General features: G+C 44.8%; 20 protein-coding genes. 7 read left to right on the forward strand and 13 right to left on the reverse strand.

Annotated elements, in window-relative coordinates; genetic code table 11:
* Positions 1–159: 159 nt before the first annotated feature.
* From EPL05_RS06050 to EPL05_RS23915, 4 genes are all read right to left on the reverse strand, one after another.
* On the reverse strand, positions 160–351 hold the full coding sequence (locus EPL05_RS06050) for a hypothetical protein (protein ID WP_128531458.1): 192 nt from the start codon (positions 349–351) through the stop codon (positions 160–162).
* Between the two features lie 69 nt (positions 352–420).
* The gene (locus EPL05_RS06055; protein ID WP_128533068.1) at positions 421–612 is read right to left on the reverse strand and encodes a hypothetical protein; all 192 of its coding nucleotides are present in this window, start codon (positions 610–612) and stop codon (positions 421–423) included.
* A 66-nt stretch (positions 613–678) separates the two neighbouring features.
* Positions 679–825, reverse strand: coding sequence for a hypothetical protein (locus tag EPL05_RS23910; RefSeq protein ID WP_166727646.1), 147 nt, complete (start codon positions 823–825; stop codon positions 679–681).
* Positions 826–848: 23 nt separating this feature from the next.
* The gene (locus EPL05_RS23915; RefSeq protein ID WP_166727647.1) at positions 849–989 is read right to left on the reverse strand and encodes a hypothetical protein; all 141 of its coding nucleotides are present in this window, start codon (positions 987–989) and stop codon (positions 849–851) included.
* A 331-nt stretch (positions 990–1,320) separates the two neighbouring features.
* On the opposite strand from EPL05_RS23915, the gene EPL05_RS06060 reads away from it, so the two are divergent.
* The gene (locus EPL05_RS06060; RefSeq protein WP_128533069.1) at positions 1,321–2,760 is read left to right on the forward strand and encodes a tetratricopeptide repeat protein; all 1,440 of its coding nucleotides are present in this window, start codon (positions 1,321–1,323) and stop codon (positions 2,758–2,760) included.
* Between the two features lie 12 nt (positions 2,761–2,772).
* Here the strand turns inward: EPL05_RS06060 and EPL05_RS06065 are convergent, their stop codons facing one another.
* The 6 genes from EPL05_RS06065 to EPL05_RS06090 all read right to left on the reverse strand — a co-directional run bounded on the left by EPL05_RS06065 (position 2,773) and on the right by EPL05_RS06090 (position 9,205).
* Positions 2,773–3,066 (reverse strand): hypothetical protein, encoded by a 294-nt coding sequence (locus tag EPL05_RS06065; protein ID WP_128533070.1) that lies wholly within the window; start codon positions 3,064–3,066, stop codon positions 2,773–2,775.
* Between the two features lie 221 nt (positions 3,067–3,287).
* Positions 3,288–3,659, reverse strand: a complete 372-nt coding sequence (locus EPL05_RS06070) for a helix-turn-helix domain-containing protein (protein WP_128533071.1) — start codon at positions 3,657–3,659, stop codon at positions 3,288–3,290.
* Between the two features lie 156 nt (positions 3,660–3,815).
* On the reverse strand, positions 3,816–6,113 hold the full coding sequence (locus tag EPL05_RS06075) for an ATP-dependent helicase (protein ID WP_128533072.1): 2,298 nt from the start codon (positions 6,111–6,113) through the stop codon (positions 3,816–3,818).
* 122 nt (positions 6,114–6,235) lie between these two features.
* Complete coding sequence (locus EPL05_RS06080) at positions 6,236–8,422, reverse strand: TonB-dependent receptor (protein ID WP_128533073.1); 2,187 nt, start codon at positions 8,420–8,422, stop codon at positions 6,236–6,238.
* Between the two features lie 56 nt (positions 8,423–8,478).
* A complete protein-coding gene (locus EPL05_RS06085) occupies positions 8,479–8,793 on the reverse strand; it encodes a hypothetical protein (protein ID WP_128533074.1) in 315 nt (104 codons plus the stop codon).
* 13 nt (positions 8,794–8,806) lie between these two features.
* Positions 8,807–9,205: a hypothetical protein gene (locus tag EPL05_RS06090; RefSeq protein ID WP_208394686.1), complete on the reverse strand. Its 399-nt coding sequence runs from the start codon at positions 9,203–9,205 to the stop codon at positions 8,807–8,809.
* Positions 9,206–9,317: 112 nt separating this feature from the next.
* Here EPL05_RS06090 and EPL05_RS06095 point away from each other — a divergent pair, with 112 nt between their 5' ends.
* The 4 genes from EPL05_RS06095 to EPL05_RS06110 all read left to right on the forward strand — a co-directional run bounded on the left by EPL05_RS06095 (position 9,318) and on the right by EPL05_RS06110 (position 12,481).
* Positions 9,318–9,518 carry a DUF2683 family protein gene (locus tag EPL05_RS06095; protein ID WP_128533075.1) on the forward strand — a complete coding sequence of 67 codons (201 nt, stop codon included), beginning with the start codon at positions 9,318–9,320 and terminating at the stop codon, positions 9,516–9,518.
* Positions 9,509–9,766, forward strand: coding sequence for a Txe/YoeB family addiction module toxin (locus EPL05_RS06100; RefSeq protein WP_128533076.1), 258 nt, complete (start codon positions 9,509–9,511; stop codon positions 9,764–9,766). Before EPL05_RS06095 ends, EPL05_RS06100 begins: the two co-directional genes overlap by 10 nt.
* Positions 9,767–9,856: 90 nt before the next feature.
* Positions 9,857–11,878, forward strand: coding sequence for a thioredoxin domain-containing protein (locus EPL05_RS06105; RefSeq protein ID WP_128533077.1), 2,022 nt, complete (start codon positions 9,857–9,859; stop codon positions 11,876–11,878).
* Between the two features lie 102 nt (positions 11,879–11,980).
* Positions 11,981–12,481 (forward strand): FKBP-type peptidyl-prolyl cis-trans isomerase, encoded by a 501-nt coding sequence (locus EPL05_RS06110; protein ID WP_128533078.1) that lies wholly within the window; start codon positions 11,981–11,983, stop codon positions 12,479–12,481.
* Between the two features lie 92 nt (positions 12,482–12,573).
* On the opposite strand, the gene EPL05_RS06115 is transcribed toward EPL05_RS06110, so the two are convergent.
* The 3 genes from EPL05_RS06115 to EPL05_RS06125 all read right to left on the reverse strand — a co-directional run bounded on the left by EPL05_RS06115 (position 12,574) and on the right by EPL05_RS06125 (position 16,747).
* On the reverse strand, positions 12,574–13,272 hold the full coding sequence (locus EPL05_RS06115) for a toxin-antitoxin system YwqK family antitoxin (RefSeq protein WP_128533079.1): 699 nt from the start codon (positions 13,270–13,272) through the stop codon (positions 12,574–12,576).
* A 127-nt stretch (positions 13,273–13,399) separates the two neighbouring features.
* On the reverse strand, positions 13,400–13,819 hold the full coding sequence (locus EPL05_RS06120; RefSeq protein ID WP_128533080.1) for a PH domain-containing protein: 420 nt from the start codon (positions 13,817–13,819) through the stop codon (positions 13,400–13,402).
* A gap of 120 nt (positions 13,820–13,939) precedes the next feature.
* Positions 13,940–16,747 carry a TonB-dependent receptor gene (locus EPL05_RS06125; RefSeq protein ID WP_128533081.1) on the reverse strand — a complete coding sequence of 936 codons (2,808 nt, stop codon included), beginning with the start codon at positions 16,745–16,747 and terminating at the stop codon, positions 13,940–13,942.
* Between the two features lie 220 nt (positions 16,748–16,967).
* Here EPL05_RS06125 and EPL05_RS06130 point away from each other — a divergent pair, with 220 nt between their 5' ends.
* Complete coding sequence (locus EPL05_RS06130) at positions 16,968–18,047, forward strand: fatty acid desaturase (RefSeq protein ID WP_128533082.1); 1,080 nt, start codon at positions 16,968–16,970, stop codon at positions 18,045–18,047.
* Between the two features lie 114 nt (positions 18,048–18,161).
* Positions 18,162–18,812, forward strand: a complete 651-nt coding sequence (locus tag EPL05_RS06135; protein WP_128533083.1) for a hypothetical protein — start codon at positions 18,162–18,164, stop codon at positions 18,810–18,812.
* Positions 18,813–18,946 lie beyond the last annotated feature (134 nt).

Genomic DNA, 18,946 nt, shown 5'->3' on the forward strand with positions numbered 1-18,946 from the left:
GTGGTATCGCGTTTTACCGGGGTAGCTATAGTGAATGCTGATACTACGCCTGTTGTTAATATTAATGCTGCTGCTACGATTACTTTTTTCATGATTATATTTTGTTAGGGGTTGTGATTATTTAAACTGTTTGTTGTTGTTTATGCTGAACGCTTATAATTAGTCAGCCTGACCGATGTCTTTTTTAGTATCAGCCTGTCCGATGTCTTTTTTGGTATCAGCCTGGCCAATGTCTTTTTTGGTTGATGGTTTGGTGGTAGTGGTATCGCGTTTTACCGGGGTAGCTATAGTGAATGCTGATACTACGCCTGTTGTTAATATTAATGCTGCTGCTACGATTACTTTTTTCATGATTATATTTTGTTAGGGGTTGTGATTATCTGTTTATGTTATTAATTCGCTTTGGGGTATTGGTATTAATTAGTCTGCCTGACCGATATCTTTTTTAGTATCAGCCTGTCCGATGTCTTTTTTGGTATCAGCCTGGCCAATGTCTTTTTTGGTTGATGGTTTGGTGGTAGTGGTATCGCGATTTACCGGGGTTGCCATGGTGAATGCTGATACGATGCCTGTTGTTAGTATTAATGCTGTTGCTACGATTACTTTTTTCATGATTATATTTTGTTATGGGTTGTGATTATCTGTTTATGTTATTAATTCTTTGGGGTGTTTTTTTGCTTAATCAGCGGTGCCAATATCTTTGATGAACGGTGATGTATTGTGTTCTACAGTAGTTGCTGTAGCAGTTTGAGGGATCATTTCTTTTGTGCATGATACAATGATGCCTGTTGCTAAGAATAATGCTGCGATAAATATCTTTTTCATGTTATGATTGCTGGTTAAGTAAATTAATCTGCTGTGCCTATATCTTTCCGTACACCTACCGATGGTTTTAAAAATACATCCATAGCGGTAACGGTGCTGCTTTTTATGCACGATGTGATGATTCCGGATAAAAGGATAAGGGCAGCAAGGCAGATTTTTCTCATTTTATTTATGGGTTAAGTAGTATTAAAAATTAACTCTGCGGCAATTGTTAATTATTAGCAGGTTTAAGCCGCGTTTTTGCAGCTTGTAACCAGTGGTTTATAATTTAAATTGGCAGATATGGTAACTTTTTTCTCACAACAATCTTGTAACACTAAGTTTATAACTTATTGTTATTCAATTAATTAAACAACACAAATATACTTATGTTTTTTAATTATCAAGAAAGTATTTAAATTTTTTTTATCTCATTTTTTCCTAAATTTAACACATTCATTCATACTTACTATTTATTTTATAACTTTCACCACATTTCAACGTATAGAGCCACAAATGAATAAAATTTATGCCCTGGTAACGGTATTACTTATTAGTTGTTCGGTAGGAGTTAATACCGTATCAGCGGCTATTAGTGCAAGGGATACTACGGAGGTTATAAAATTAACTAAACAAGCCTTAGACAACCGTTACACCAGCCCCGAGCAAACCATAGAAGTTGCAGATAAGGCCCTGGCGCTTGCCCGGGAGCTAAATTACAACCGGGGCATAGGCGAGGCTTACAGGGTTATGGGTATAGGCAATTATTACCTTAACCAGGCCGGCAAAGCCATTGATAGTTACCTCAAGGCTCTCGATGTTTTTAAAAGCATCAACGACCTTCGCAGCCAGGCCAAAGTACTCAATAACATAGGCAACCTTTACCTGGATAATAATAAAGATAAAGCGCTGGAGTACCTCAACTCCGCATTAGGCATTGCGCAAAACCTAAACGACAACGATTTAAAGGCCGCGCTTTACATGAACATTGGCAACGTGTATTACCGCAACAAAAGCTACAGCCAGGCGCTTACCTATTACGATAAAAGTAATGTGATGTTCTCTTCGCTCGGCGACTCCATTAACCTGGTGCAGGTGCTGCAAAACAGGGGGGTGATATACTACAACCTGCATAATTTTGATATGGCCGAAAAGCTGCTGCTTGCCGCCAACAAAGCAGGTAAAGAGCGCGACCTGAACAAACCCGTGGCCAGTACAAACCTTACGCTCGCGGCGCTTTACATAGCGCAGGGCAAGTTTGATGATGCCAGCCGCGTTGTTACCGAAGGGCAGGCCTACGCCAAAGTATTAAAAGACGATAAGCTCACCAACGATTATAATTACATTATTTATCAGCTGGAATCTAAACGGAAGAATTACGAACAGGCGCTGTTTTATCTGCAGCTCATCTTCCGCCAGGATAGCCTAATCCATAGTTCTAACGAGTCTACCCAGATAAATATGCTGCAGGAGCAGTATAAACAGGCTGCTACACAGCGCGAGAAAGATGCCATCATTCTGCGCCAGCAAAACGACAGGATAAAGTTTTGGGCTGTAACCGTGGTTGCAGGGCTTTTGCTGGTAGTGATAGCGCTACTGGTGGGTAACGTAAAAAGTAAGGCAAAAACCAATGTGCAGCTTACCGAACTGAATGAAGAGGTATCTAAACAAAAAGACAACCTCGACCGGGTGAACCATCACCTCGAAGAAATTATTGATGAACGCACCAAAGATCTCCAGATAAAAAATAGAAAACTCTCGGAATACTCCTCCTACCTGTCGCACCAGATACGGGGGCCTATAGCCACGCTGCGTGGTTTAATGAACCTGGAGAAAGAAGGTTTGGTTGATGAAAAGGAATGCATCAAAATGATGGATAAATGCGTATCAGATATCGACCAGAAGATCATCGAGATGAGCGAAATGCTTAACGATAGCGGTAAAACGGTGTTTTAAGCCAAGGAGGAATTAGCTTAAAGCAGGCCACGAGCTATGGATCTGCGCCTCTAAAAGGCCCAAGTATACACAGTATCTCGATATCATTTGTAAAATAAGCAGTTGCCTGTGCCTCTGATAGCCCTCGGTTTCAAACGCCAGGGTTTGGTTACCTGCGGTTACAAAAAAACTCACTTCGCCCTTACACGGGTTAAACTTGGCACGTAACATGTCAAACGCTTTCACTTTTAGTTTGCTGCGCGGATCGTGGATGGTGCCCGTTTTTAAAGCATCGGTGTTGGCTATAGATATCATGTAGTTAGACATACGCTTTCTTTTGGTTACGCTATGTCTATTACAATTATTTGTCCAATTAACTAAGCAAGCTGCCTGTTTGCATAAGAGTGCGTAAATAAACGCAAAAATTTCACCTCGTTTAAATTCGTTAAGTGCTGCTTAATTAATTTAAATAAAGTGAAATTCAAATACTGTCTATAAAAAAGTAACTGTTTTGTTTACCAAACAGTTATGTAATGGCAGGGTTCGGATTACGACACGTGGTTCTTGCTCAGCAGTTCTTCATAAAGCAAAATCACCTTACGCTGCAGGTTGGTAATTTCGGTTTCTCTATCCAGTAGTTTTTTCTGGATAATGTTCAGGCTTACATCCTGGTTGCTCGGCTCTTCCACATATTCTAACGAAAGCAGGTTTACCACGCTTACTTCAAAAATGTTGGCTATCTGCTCCAGCCTTGATAAATTGATATCGGTAACACCGGTTTCAATTTTTGAGAAGGCAGGGATAGAAATGCCTAAACGGTTTGCAACATCTTCCTGGCTCCAGCTACGTTCGTGGCGTAAAGTGCGGATGTTTTTACCGGCCGATTTGTTTGTCTTCTTCTTTATAGTTTCGCTCGTCATGTACATAAAAAATTAATTAAAGGGAAAAGGGTATTAACTACTAACCAAACCCAATGCCATTAATTAAAAAGTGCCCTCATTGCGTGGTATTAACACAATGTTAAGCGTGCATGAAAAAAGTTGTGGAATTACTTCTACAAACAATGGGAAAAAAGGTTACTCTATCCCGTTTATGATACTCAGTTTCGCGAATTTCAACAATAACTGTTTCTGCCCTATTTCCTTAAAGAAAATTGTCGCTTTAACATCCGGCTTGTTTCCCTCCAGGTTAATTACCTTGCCAAAACCAAAGCGTTCGTGCTCTACCTGCATACCCACTTGCAGATTAGAAGTATCAGATATTTTAAAATCGTTGGATACCACATGTGCCTTGGCCAGTATTGATGTTGTTTTAACAGGTGGCGGGGTAGTAGCTGGCTTCGGTTTATAAGCGTCGGTTTTAGTATTGGTATCCTTACGGCTCCATGCGTTGCGCTCGTCATCAAAAAATGAGCTTGATTGCTGTGGTTTTGCCGAAAAATCCAGTTCGAGGTATTTGGCATCTATCTCATCCAAAAAGCGGCTTGGCTCGCAATTGATCAGCGTACCGAACTTAAAACGAGAGGTAGCATAGCTGATGCTGAGCTTTCGCTCGGCACGGGTAACAGCCACATAAAACAGGCGGCGTTCTTCCTCCAGGTCGCTGCGCGAGTTGAGCGACATTTGCGATGGGAAAAGGTTTTCTTCCAGCCCAACCACAAATACCTGCGGAAACTCCAGCCCTTTGGAGGAGTGGATGGTCATGAGCGATACCGTATCGGCATCCTTATTCTTGTCCTTATCATCATTGGTTAAAAGCGCGATGTCCTGCATGAAAACGTCGAGGCCTTTTTCTTCAATATCTTCCCGTTCCGAAAATTCTTTGATACCGTTCAGCAGTTCCTGGATATTTTCGTACCGGTTAACACCTTCTATAGATTTATCTACGTACAAGTCCTTTAATAAGCCCGAATGCTGCGCGATATACAGAGCAGCCTCGTAAGCGCTTTGGTTTTTAGCCAATACCTGGAAACTCTGTATCATGGCCGCGAAGGCTGATAAAGATGCCGGTGCTTTTTCAATGTAGTAGTTGGGCTGCAATACCACCTCAAAAGGAGTGATGTTGTTCTTATCCGCCGCTACAATTATCCTGTCTACCGTTGTATCACCAATGCCACGTTTTGGGTAATTGATAACGCGTTTAAGCGCTTCCTCATCATTGGGGTTAAAGGTGAGGCGGAAGTAAGCGATCAGATCCTTGATCTCTTTACGCTGATAAAAGGACAAGCCGCCGTATATTTTATAGGGGATGTTGAGCTTACGCAAGGCCTCCTCCATGGAACGGGACTGCGCGTTGGTACGGTACAAGATGGCGAAATCGTGCCATTTCATGCCGTTGGTGCTGCGATCCTGCATAATGGTATCGGCCACCATTTTGCCTTCCTCGTTATCGCTGAAGGCGCGCATTATTTTAATTCTGTCACCCGCTTCTTTTTCGGAGAAAACGTTTTTCTTTAGCTGTTCCTTGTTGTTGGAGATGATGCTGTTGGCAACATTTACAATGTTTTGGGTAGAGCGGTAGTTCTGCTCCAGCTTAAACACTTTCAGGTCCGGGTAATCCTTCTCAAAATTGAGGATGTTTTGGATGTTTGCCCCACGGAAGGCGTAGATGCTCTGCGCATCATCGCCTACCACGCAAATGTTCTCGTTCACGGCAGCGAGGCGCTTTACGATCATGTATTGCGAACGATTGGTATCCTGGTACTCATCTACCATGATATACTTAAATTTGTGCTGGTATTTGTTTGTTACATCCGGGTGGTCTCTTAATAGCTCATTGGTTTTAAAAAGCAGATCGTCGAAATCCATTGCCCCTGCACGGTAGCACCTTTGTGCATAGGTTTCGTATACTTTGCCAAGCAGATCGCGCCTGTTCGCATGATCTTCGGACTGTATTTGTTCGTCTTTTTGATAGGCTTGCCAGCTAATTAAATTATTTTTGGCCGCCGAGATGCGATTGAGCACAAAGTTTACGGCGTACAGCTTATCGTCCAGGTTCATTTCTTTCAAAATGGCGCGCAGAACGCTCTTGCTGTCGTCGGTATCGTAAATGGTGAAGTTGCTTGGGTAGCCAATTTTGTCGGCCTCCACCCTAAGTAATTTTGCAAAAACCGAGTGGAAGGTACCCATCCAAATGTTTTTGGCTTCGGGGCCGCAAATATGGTTGATCCGCTCGCGCATTTCGCGCGCTGCCTTGTTGGTAAAAGTAAGTACCAGTATGTTAAACGAATCTACCCTGCTGCGGATTAGGTGGGCAACCCGGTAAGTAATAACGCGTGTTTTGCCCGAGCCTGCGCCAGCGATGATCATCACCGGGCCTTTTATTTGCAGTACGGCGGCCTTTTGTTCGGGGTTTAACCCAGCTAAATAATCCAAATCCTGTTCCTCTTTTCTTAAAAGGCGAAATTAAGGAATTTGGGGTTAAAGGTGAAAGGTTAAAGGCTAAAGGTTTTCCACCATGTTTGTTAGAAAACCTTTAGCCTGGTCACAGGAGTATTTTAAAGTTTGAATTTTATCCCCCCATTCACTACAAAGCCATCCAGCGGGGCGTATATATCCCTAAAAACCGGGTTGGTAACTGTGCCAGTATAAATGGTATCAAACTTGGTTTGCCGCGTATCTGTCAGGTTTTCAAAATTGATGAACAGCGAGAACCGCTCCCATATTTTTTCGGCCATCAACCCGGTGGTCCAGTAGCTTTTGCCGGTTTTGCCATCATTTAGCAATTGCGGACTAAAATAGTAAGCCTCCAAACCTATCTTCAGTTTCTCCGGGATCTCATACAGCAAAACGTTATTCAGCCGGTGTTTAGATACCAACGGATAGGTGCTAATGGTGTTGCCCGTATGCTGCGTAACATGCGCGAAGGTATAACCCATAAAAAGCTTAAAATTGTTGTAGGTGAGCTTCATATTGGTTTCGGTTCCCTTGGTGTTCAGGTCGCCGGGGGGCTGCTGGTATTGCAGGTTGCCGTTAGGCAATGCCGTAAGCAGGATAGGATGCTCCACCCGCGTATAAAAAAATAACTGGTTGATGCTGAAACTTACCCGGTTGTTGAATAAGCCGGTGCGGTAATTTATATCGTAATTAGCACCGTAAGAGCGTTCGGCACGGGTGTTGGCCACATCAACCGGTAACACGTTGCGAAACTGGATGCGTTCGGCATCTTCTGTAAAAACGTTTGGCGCTTTGTAACCCAGCCCGCCACCCAGCCTGGTAGAAACCTGCGGACCTATCTTCCACAAACCCGAGATCCGCGGCAAAAAAAAGAAACCATATCGGTTATGATGATCGCCCCGCAGGCCTGATTCGAGGATGAATTTATCGCTAATATCCCAGGTGTTCTGCACAAAAACGCCAATAGTTTTGTAATCGTAACTACGCAGGGCAAAGCTGCTGGTTTTGTCCTCGCTGAAGTTGTCGCTGAGGTAATTAATACCGGCAACCCAATCTGTTTTGGCGCTTTTGTAGGTGTAGTTGGCCTCGCTGTAGGTAGAAAGCTGCACACCCGAAAAGGTATAATCGGGCAGGTTGATGGTACGGTTAAAATAGCTGACGCTGTTTTTAAACTGTAGTGTTTCCTTATCGTTTAAACGAGTATTTAACGTCGCCTGGCTGCTGTGGCGGCTTGTTTTGTTTTGTTCGAAATAGGTGTGCTGCGCGTCGCCGTCTCCCTCAATGTAATGCAGATCGCCGCCTACGCGGTTTTCTAGGGTGCTGTTGATGCCGATATTGAGGTCGGTTTTATCCGTTAGATAGAGGAACAGCTTTGGGTTGAGTGTAAAGCGGTTGTATTTAGGGATAGCGGTAAGGTCGATATCGGCCGGATCGTATGGCGAACCGTGGTTGTATGCCGCATAAACGGTAAGCCCTGTTTTTTTGAATTTTTCGGCATAAAATCCGCTTGCGTCCAGGCCCCGGGCCGATGTGCCGTTGAGTAAAAAGCTAAGCTGCCGTTCATTGGTTGGTACTTTTGATACCAGGTTAACCAGCCCTGCGATAGCGCCACCGCCGTAAAGGGTAGAGGAAGAGCCTTTGATCACTTCCACCTGTTTCAGATCCAGCGGGGCAATTTGCAGCAGGCCCAGGCCACCCGAAAAGCCGGAATACAGCGAGAACCCATCGCGGATAATTTGCGTGTATTTGCCATCAAGCCCCTGGATGCGGATGCTGGCATTGCCGCTGGTAGCGGATGTTTGCTGAGTTTGGATGCCGGTGCTTTCGGCCAGTATCATACGGATGTCGCCGGGTTTCATATTGCCTTTCTCGTCTATCTCTTCCCCGGCTATCACCTCTAAACGAGTGGGGATATTGGCGATAGTGCGGCTGCTGCGGGTAGCGCCTATCACTACTTCTTCCAGTTCCTCACCGTCGCCTTTACCCTGGGGAGTTAGCGAGATGATCAGCGGCTCTGTTTGTAAAAGAGGAAAATCTAAAGTATCGGTAAACGTTTGATAGCCGATGTAACGGAATACAAAAACCTGCTTCCCGTTCGGGATATTGGGTATCATAATCAACCCTGATGTATCTGACGACGCGCCTTTTCCGGCACCTTGCAGCAGGGCGGTAGCGCCAACCAGCGGCTGGTTGGTTTTGGCATCTTTAATGGTAGCTTTAAAAGTATTTTGCGAATAAGCTGTAGCGGTATAAAGCAGTGCTGCGATGAGCACGATGAATTTTTTCATGGAAAATGTTGGTGTTAAATTAATACGATGATAGCCTTTATGGCTTTTTTGCTGTATTAATTTAATTGCGGCGGTTGCCAGATGGAAAGCATCACCGGCTTTAGCGCGGGCTGTTTATACGTGGAATTATGCTCGACGGTAATTTCGGTTGCGGTGCGCCCGACATTTACAACCGGTTTGGCAAGCGTGAAACCGACACAAGTACCGCAGGAAAAGAATGGAGAGCAACCCTGGCAGTTGTTACCGGGTTTTGAGTTTTGGCCGGCTATTTCTTTTTTGCTGATGGATTTTGCAATACAGTCGTCGGCACAGTAGGGCCTTACCGAAAGCAGTAGCACATATACCGAAAAAAGGATGCAAAGAAATTTCACAAGGCAAATATAGCTAATTGGGCAACCTTTTCTTTACCGCCGTATAAATTATCCAGCCAAAGGGCAACAGCCAGATAATATCGTTCCACACATTTACCCAAAAAAAGGCGGGCGAAAGCTTGCCCAGCACAATGTAATAAACCGACCCGATAGGCCCCAGCAGTTTGCCTATCCAGCCTACCAATATCAGCGGCCAGTAGGCCACCGGATCGCGCGATGCGAAGTAGTAAGCAATGCCATAAACGCCCACCAGCATACCCACGCAACGCAGAATAATGAGCAGGAAATCCGTTGGCGGGTTGCCGAAAAGCAGTATCTGCGGATAGGCAGAGATCACCAATCCCCAAAAGATATTGTAAGCGGCGGCCAGCAGCATAATGAGCCTGGCGTATTTGAGTTTGGTGACTGACATATAAATACTATGGTGTGAAGTTAAGATTTAATGAGGTGGTTCAAATTATATTTTGGCCTCGATTTCGACTTTCACCGGACGATTATTTGAAGATTTATTGATATTTTTGTTTATGGAAACAATGATACTGCACCCCCAAACCAAAAAACAACTAAATGCTTTAAAGGCTGTTGCCAAAGCATTAAATGTTGCATTTGAAACAGGCGAGTCTCCATATGACCCTGCTTTTGTAGCTGAAATACAAAAAGGCGAGCAAGCGCGAAAAGAAGGAAAAAAGGGGCTTCGGGTTGATGTTGACAATCTATGGAAATAGATTTATACGAGAAAGCCGAACGCGATTTTGAATATTGGAAAAAATCGGGCAACAAAATCATCCAAAAGAAAATTCAACAGCTTTTTGCCGATATGCAGCAGCATCCTTTCGAGGGCATCGGAAAGCCAGAAGCTCTTAAGCACAATCTTTCAGGTAAATGGTCGAGACGCATCACCAACGAGCATCGAATTGTTTACGATGTTGTTGACGATACTATAAACGTATATTCTTTAAGAGGGCATTATTGATGCCCGGTCTACTCAGTATTTAAGATAAGCAGGGTATTCTCAAACAATTCCCCCCTCAGCCTATTATCTTTGCACAAACATCTATCGTTTATGAACCGCCTCGCCAATTCCACCTCTCCATATTTACTGCAACACGCCAACAACCCGGTTAACTGGTACCCCTGGGGGCCGGAGGCTTTGCATAAGGCCAAACAGGAGAACAAACTTATCCTCGTAAGTATCGGTTATTCTGCATGTCATTGGTGCCATGTAATGGAGCACGAAAGCTTTGAGGATGAGGCCGTGGCGGCCGTAATGAACGAGTATTTTGTGTGCATTAAGGTGGATAGGGAGGAACGCCCGGATGTTGACCAGATCTACATGAGCGCCGTACAACTGATGAGCGGAAGGGGAGGATGGCCACTCAACTGCATCTGCCTGCCCGACCAAAGGCCCATCTACGGCGGCACCTACTTCCGAAAAAACGACTGGACGAGCCTGCTCTTTAACCTGGCCGATTTCTACAAAACTAAGCCTGACGAAGCCGAAGATTACGCCGTGCGATTAACGGATGGCATTAAACAATATGAATCTGTTGCCTTTGTGCAGGAGCAGCCCGAATACAGCAAGGCTGATTTTGAGCCTATCCTGAAAACCTGGAAACGCTATTTCGACGAGGAGGAAGGCGGCTTTGGCGGCGCACCAAAGTTCCCGATGCCGAATAATTCGCTGTTTTTGATGCGTTACGCTCATCTAATGCAGGACGATGCTGTAGCGGATTTTGTAAAACTCACCCTCCACAAAATGGCCTTCGGTGGTATTTACGACCATATTGGCGGCGGCTTTGCCCGCTACGCGGTGGATGGCGTATGGCATGTGCCGCATTTCGAAAAGATGCTGTACGATAATGGCCAGTTGCTTAGTCTATACGCCGAAGCCTACACCTGGCACCCGGACCCATTATATAAAACCATCGCCGATGAAATTATCAGCTTTGTTACGCGCGAACTTACCTCGCCCGAGTTTGGCTTTTATTCGGCACTGGATGCCGATAGCGATGGCAAAGAAGGTAAGTTTTACATATTTACAAAAGCCGAAATTGAGGAGATATTGGGTGACGAGGCGGATCTGTTTTGCATTTACTACCACGTTACCGATGCCGGCAACTGGGAGGAGGAACATTCCAACGTTTTCTTCCGCAGGGAAGGTGATGAGGAAATGGCAGCCATACTGGGTTTGCAGGTAGATGATTTGCTAAACCGGATCAACGCCTCGCGCCAAAAGATTTTTGAAGCACGAAGTGTGCGCATACGCCCGGGGCTGGATAATAAAATATTAGCCTCGTGGAACGGCCTGATGCTGAAAGGGCTGTGCGATGCCTACCGCGCCTTTGATGAGCCTGCCTATTTAGACCTGGCTTTAAAGAATGCCGGGTTCCTGACCAATAAACTGCTCTCCGGCGATAAACTGCTGCGGATCTTTAAAGAACCGGTACTATTGCCCAATGGCGACCATGAACCGATAGCCACCTTCCTGGATGATTACGCCAATATTACTGATGCCTTGATAGCCCTGTACGAGGTTACTTTTGATGAGCACTGGCTTATTACTGCTAAAGGCATCGCCGATTACGCCATCCTGCATTATTACGATAAACACCTCGGCATGTTTTATTACACCGCCGATGACGACCAGCACCTCATCGCCCGTAAATCGGAGATCATGGATGGGGTGATGCCTGCCTCTAATTCGGTTATGGCGCGCAACCTTAAAAAGCTGGGGCTGTTCTTCGATCAGGAGGAATACCACGAGATCTCGGCGCAAATGCTGCGTAACATAGTGCCGCACCTGGCCAAGTACAGCACCGCCTACGGCAACTGGACGGCCCTTTTGCTGGACGAGATCTTTGGTATCTACGAGGTAGCCATCACCGGTGATAACTACGAAAGCCTGCGTAAACAGATGGAGCAAAACTACATCCCTAATAAAATAATATTGGGCGGTAAAAAAGGAACATTACCTTTGCTGACGGATAAGTTTGAAAGCACTACCCGCATCTACATCTGCAAGGATAAAACCTGCAGCCTGCCTGTTGAAAATACGGCAAATGCGCTAAAACAAATAAATAACTGATTCCTTTATTAGGGGAAGTTTAAAGTGGAAAGTAGAAGGTAAAATAAAGAGCTTTTAGCTTTTAACCTTAAACTTAAGAATCGTTAACGAATAATCATTATAATGAAAATTGAACAACAACACGTAGTATCATTAACATACGATTTGTATGTTAAGCAAGAAGATGGCAGCGAAGGGCTGGCAGAAAGCGCAACACAGGAACAGCCATTAACTTTTTTGTTTGGCGCTGGGCAGATGATACCAAAATTTGAAGAGAACTTAAGCACCTTATCAACCGGTGATACTTATGATTTTCGTATCGCGGCAGCGGAAGGCTACGGCGAATTTGACGAAGAGGCAGTAGCTAATTTGCCAAAAGAAATGTTTCAGGGTGCCGATGTGCCGCAAATTGGCGAAGTATTGCCTTTGCAGGATAATAACGGCAACCGTTTCCAGGGCCAGGTAGTATCGGTTACCGAAGATTCGGTAATTGTAGACCTTAACCACCCTATGGCCGGCCAGGAACTGCACTTTAAAGGCGAGATATTAAACGTTCGCCCTGCAACGCCCGAAGAACTTTCTCACGGCCACGCACACGGCCCGGATGGCCATCACAGCCACTAAGAAGTAGAAAGTAGAAAGTTCAAAGTAGGAAATTCGAATCCGAAAATTTAAAAGATAGTTTAGGCGCGCAGCATTGGTGTTGTGCGCCTTTTTTATCTCATCAAAAAATCGAGGTGTCCCTCATCAGTTATGCGGGCGGTGATGATAATGCGGCAGGCAATTGGCTGGCCATTTTTTGTGCAGGGCGTAAATATCTTATCATCTTCGTTGGGTAAGTTGGTATTCATGTGTATAACCCTTTCGTAACCGCTATCGCTGTTTAGGCGCACCCAATAATAGGCAAGCCTGCCCAAGGGGCTTATCAGCAGTTCTACCTGCGCGTTAAATCTTGACGGGTCTATATACTTAAGATCATCAGGGAGGGTAAACAGTTGCAGGTAGGGGATGTAACCATAATACCTGCCGCCAACTTTTATTGGTTTGGTTATTACATCAGTACTATCAATCTCAATATCGGCAAAATACCGCAGGTTAGAAGCTTCTGTCTCCGGTGCCTCGTATGCTATTTTTTTTTTATCATAATCATAAACCTGCTGCACCTGGCCGTGCGTATTATAAAAGCGCCAGGTACCAACCTTTTTATCGTTATCATAATTACCAGATGCTACAGGGGTAATCTTATTATAAACCGCTTGGTACAAGCCATCCTTTATATGCTTATTACTTTTAAGCACATGGCAAACCTCGTCAATAGAATCTGTTAAATGGCTGGTTTTTAACTTGGTTTCCTGCGCTTGGCAGGTAATGGCTATCAGTATCGCTGCTGCTGTAAATAGGTAGTTTTTAAACATAAACAGGTTCTTTTTCTTTTAATAAAAATCAAGGTGCCCCTTTTCGGTAATAATCGCGCGGATAATAATTAGGCAGGCAAGCGGTTCGCCGTTCATCTTTATCACATTATCCTGGTTCAGGTTATCGTTAGTTTTGGTACCGGATGCCTGGGTTTATCTTTTGTAATTCGGCCACAAAAACGGCTTTAGCCTCCGGCGAAATGATCACCGAATCGAATTTGTTATAAAATATCTCTATCCTGTTGGTAGATAAGGCCGGGGCGCTTAATACTGTCCGCGTGTTTTCTACCCTGGTGATACTGCTAATGGCTACCTTGGTGTTAAAGAACATACCACATTTTACCCTTAGGATGCCATCTGTACTGATGGCGTAATAAGTATTAAAGAACACCGGAAAAAACATGGCCGACATTACCGCAAAAACCAATACAGCGCCAATATACATCCCCCCGGCAATATAGCCAACCTCAACAATAAACAAAATAATCAGGGGGATATAAATAACAAATCCTTTCTTCGACGGGAACTTTTGCTCATGGTTTAACATGGGCTAAAAATAGTAAAAAAAGATATGTCCATTGTTGTTCGTGATAGAGGTCGTACGTAAGAGCGGTGATGAATCAGCACCAGTATCCTGGAACCGCAGGCGCCTCCTTTACCACATTATTTACTCCGGCCTGCCACCACCGCCGCCGCCTTCACCACGACCGGCCCGTCTGCCGCCACCACCGCCCTGGCGGTTACGCCCGGCGCTGCTGGCAAATTTTTGCAGGCGCAAGGCAAACGTCAGCATAAAATAACGGCCCAAACGGTTGGTGCGCGTATCAATGATCTGGTTGCCGCTTACACTGCGGGATACACCGGTGTTTTGATTAAACAGGTCGTATGCCTGAAAACGCAGCGCGCCGATATTGCCTTTTAAAAACTGGTATTCTACATAGGTACTCAGCAGGGTAGGGTTTGCCTTAACGGTGCTGCTAAAGCCTTTGTTAAGCGTTTGGGTGAGGTTGTAGCCAAGGATCCAGTTTTTAAAAAAGTAGTTGCGGCCGTCCAGTCCCAGCGTCCAGGTTTTGGCATCGGTACTGATGAATGATGGCAGGCTGTAATGGGTGGTATTGATGCTGTAATTGCCGCTTACTTCGGTATCCATCAGGCTGTCTATATCTATCCGGATGCGGGCGCCCTGGTTAAATACCCAGTTTTTGCCAATGTTGCGCTCGTCGTTAAGGTAACTGATGTTGTTGTTAAAGTTGGCGCCTCCGTTTAGCGTAACGGTAAGCTTACGGTTGGCAAAGGGTTTAGAGTAGGCGTAGTTACCGCTGGCCGAGTAAAAGCCATCGGTATTTAAGTAGCGGGTTTCCTGTACGGTGTTGTTGCGCGCCGTGCTGGTGGTAGTTGTTATTATGGTAATGGGTTTGCTGTTGGTCACAATTTTATCCTGGGTGCTATTGAACGATAAATTGGTAAACAGCGAATTACCGCTGGTGATATCAAACTGGTTGTACCGCAGGCTGATGTTATTGCTGAACTCAGGCTTTAGATCGGGGTTACCATAGATGCGGTTTTGCGGGTTGCTGAAATCGGGTTGTAACTGCAGCTGCGTAAAGCCTGGCTGGTTGTTGCTGCCCGTGTAGTTAATAGCCAGCGAGTGGTTGCGTTTAAAATTATAAATAAACCTTGCCGTTGGGATGTAATTAAAGGTATGAGTAGTGGTGCTAAAGTTATGCGATTCGCCGTTAAGCGAGGCCGGCTGTAAGGCAAGCCCCAGGGTATAGTTATACTTTGTTTTTACGCCGCGCAGGTTCAGCCCAAAACGGTTGGTGATGAACTGATAGTTATATAAGGTGCTGAGCGAGTCTACATAGGTTTGTGCCAGTGTGGTAGGGTCTATATTGTAATTGAGGCGGTTGTTATCGGTATTGCTGTAGTTGTGGTTGTAATTGGCCTCCAAAAAATTGCCTTTGCCCAATGGTTCGGTGTAAGATAGGGCGATGTTATACCTGTTAGAGCTATTGTTGGTGTTAATCTGCTGGAACAACGGCGTGGTTACCCCCGCCTGCTCGGTAGTGTACTGGTCGTTAAGGTCCTGCGTATTTTTTGAATAGTTGAGGCTGGTATTGATACTGAAATTACGCCCTTTTTTGGCAAACTTATGGTTATACAGCACACTAATGCCACCGCTCGGCGCGGTAGAATTGGTTAGCGCCAGTTCGTTACCATTAACGGTTGTATCGTTACGGGTATTGCTGAATGCATCCGTACTGTTATTGTTTGATGAATTGTAGCTAAAGCTTGGGTTTATCTTCAGGTAGTTTAGCGTATCTATCCGGTATTCAATATTAAAATCGAACCGGTGGTTTATGTTATGCGTTTTATTGTTGCTGTTATCGTTGCTTAATATGGCGCCAGATTGAAACTGGCTTTGCGTTTGCGATGTGGTACTGCTCAGCTTGTCCCTATCGGCGAAGCTGTAGCTGCCGTAAGCGCTTATTTTTTTGCCCCATTCGTTACGATAATTAAACCCTAATGAACGATTGGTAGTGATACCATTAGCCGTACTAACGGCGCCGCCTGCTGCAGCACCGCCTCCTCCGCTCCGGCCGGCCCGGCCACCACCGCCGCCGCCTGCACCCAGGTTAAAGGAGTTTGTATTGGTATTATTAACGGTGCCGATAAGTGCCAGCTGCTCATCCTCTTTAAAAGCGTTGGCAGAGAACCGCGCCAGGTAGCGGCCATCGTTACCGGCACCCACGGTGCTCTGCCCAAATTTGCCCACGCGTTTGCCCTTTTGTATGGTAATGTTGAGGATCTTCTCCGGATCGCCGGTTTTGATGCCCGTGAGGTTGGCCTGGTCGCCGTAATCGTCTATAATTTGTATATTCTCCACAATATCTGCCGGCAGGTTTTGGGTGGCGGTTTGCACATCGCCGCTAAAGTAGTTTTTGCCGTTTACGCGCACTTTGGTTATCTGCTTGCCCTGCGCGGTAACGTTGCCATCCTTATCTACCGATACACCGGGGAGTTTTTTGATCACCTCATCTACCGTGGAACCCGCCCGAACGGGGTAGGCCGCAGCCTTATATTCTATGGTATCTTCTTTAATAACAATGGGTACTATAGCGGCAGTAATAGTTACCTGGCCCAATGCGTTGGTTTGCACGGTAAGCTTAATGGGATCTAACCGGATAGCGGCTTTGCCATCGTCCATCGCATACTTGCGGCTGATGGGCTGGTAGCCCAAACCGGTAATGGTGATTTTAAAATTCTTAGAAAATACCGCCCCGAAACTGAACGCGCCTTTGGCATCGCTGGCTACCAGCATACTGTCTTTATCAGAAGTTAACTTCACCGTTATCCCCGGTACAGCGCCAAGGCTATCAATTAACGTACCGCTAACCGCGCGTGGCGGCTGTTGGGCAAACGCTTTTGTAAAAAGCGTAAAAGTGATCAATAACAGGGGGAAGAATTTTCTCATAGCTGTGAATAACTGCGTTAATGACGGTTAAAGTATAGAGAAGTTTAATTGTAATGCCAATGTCATACAAATGTTGCAATAGGACAGCATTTTAACTATGAATTTAATTATTTCTCAATTTTTTTAACGGTTTATGAAACCTAATCCAAAACTTTTCCGTATCTTTATTCGACCCCTGTTGTATTTATAAACTAATTGATAAACTAACCTCCCGATCCTAATGGCATTCATCCATGATGTATTAGAACAACCTTCGTACGGCTGGAAAGACGAAAACGGCAACCTGTCGAAACCCACACCAAGCCAGATATTTAAAGAATTCTTCTCAAGACTAAATATTTTCAAAACCAAAAAGAACTGGCTTTCTTTTATGAGCTGGATGATGGTGGTAACATTATCAGTTTTCCTGATGTTCTTTATCTTTAAGTACTTTTCTATCAAAGGCCTGATCATCGCCTTCTTATACAGTATGGTTGTAATGGGTACCCACGGCACCATTTGGTACCATAGGTATTGCACCCACGGCGCATATAAGTTCAAAAACAACTTTTGGCGTTTCTTCACCCAAAACCTTACTCTTAAAATTATTCCGGAAGAGATCTACGCGATATCGCACCATGTGCATCACGCTTTATCTGATCAACCCGGCGATCCATACAACGCACAAGGCGGTTTCCTTTACTGTTTTTTGGCCGATGCAAACCATCAGCCCATCAACCGTAACATGAACGAAAAAGAATACCAGCGCTGCGTTACTTTAATGAAACATACAGGCGTATCGGTAAATACTTACGCGCAGTACCAAAAATGGGGTTCGGTTGCCAATCCTTTTCACGCGGTAGTAGGCGTTATTGCCAACTGGGCATTTTGGTTCACCATATTTTATTTAATAGGTGGTGTAGCTTTAGGCTGTGCTATTTTTGGTGCCGCAGGCTTTTGGGCTGTTGGCGTACGTACCTTTAACTATGAAGGCCACGGAAAAGGCGAAGACAAACGCCGCGACGGGGTAGATCATAACCGTAAGGATATGTCGGTTAACCAGTTATGGCCGGGCTTTGTTGCCGGCGAATGGCACAACAATCACCATTTGTTCCCAAAGAGCGCACGCTCTGGCTTTAAGCCGCACCAGGTTGATACCGCTTTCTACTATATCAAATTTATGAGCATGATAGGCGCGGTGAGCCAATACAAAGATTCTAAAGCGCAATTCATTAAGGAATATGTTACGCCATTTATAAAGGTAGAGGCAGCACCTGTGTATTGCCCTGAAACCGGCAAGCGGATATTGGCTACAGAATAAACTGAAACATTATCATAGTAAGGAAAGGGGTGCATTGGCGCCCCTTTTTTATTTGGCAGAAATTGGATCCGGGGCGATGATTTAATTATATTGCTAAACCAAAATTCTACCGTTATGTATTCAAAAAAGATTCTCCTGTTAACGTTCCTGTTAGCTACGTTTTTTGTTATCAACGCGAATTCGCAAAGCCGATCTTTAGGCATTTTTGATGCGCAATCTGATGTGGGCCCGGTAAAACTGAAAGGCGATGTAGCTTACAATGCAAAAACAAAAAAGTACGTGGTAAGCGGCTCGGGCGCGGATGTATTTTTTACTACCGATGAGTTGCATTTTGTTTGGAAGAAAGTAAAAGGAAATTTTACCCTCCGGGTAAACGGCGCATTCATCGGCACCAATACACATATGTATGGCAAGTTTGGGTTGATGGCACGCAAAAGCCTCGATGGTAATTCGGCGCAGGTGAATGTGGTGGTGCATGGCAATAAATTATCATCATTGCAATGGCGTAAAACCGCAGCCGATTCTACCTACGAGCAGCGAACTGATGTATTGACGGCTAACGTATTAGAATTACAGCGCGAAGGCAAAACCTATACTATGCGCGTATCGCACAAAGGCCAGCCCTTCGGCCCGGCAAAAAAGATAGATCTCGACTTGGGCGATGAGGTGTACCTCGGCCTGTTCATCTGCTCGCATATCCCCGACAAAATAAAGAAGGTGGCCTTTACAGATGTTAAGCTCACTTATCAGAAAACCTTTAAGTAAGCTACCCTATATACCCATTTAACAAAACGTAATACTATTTTACCGTGTAACATAAAAACTACACATAGAGGAGTTTAAAAGCTTCTTTTTTATTTAAACGCAATTTTAAACTTGTCCTTTTTTACAAATGAATA

Source organism: Mucilaginibacter gilvus (assembly GCF_004054195.1).
Classification (GTDB): Bacteria; Bacteroidota; Bacteroidia; order Sphingobacteriales; family Sphingobacteriaceae; genus Mucilaginibacter; species Mucilaginibacter gilvus.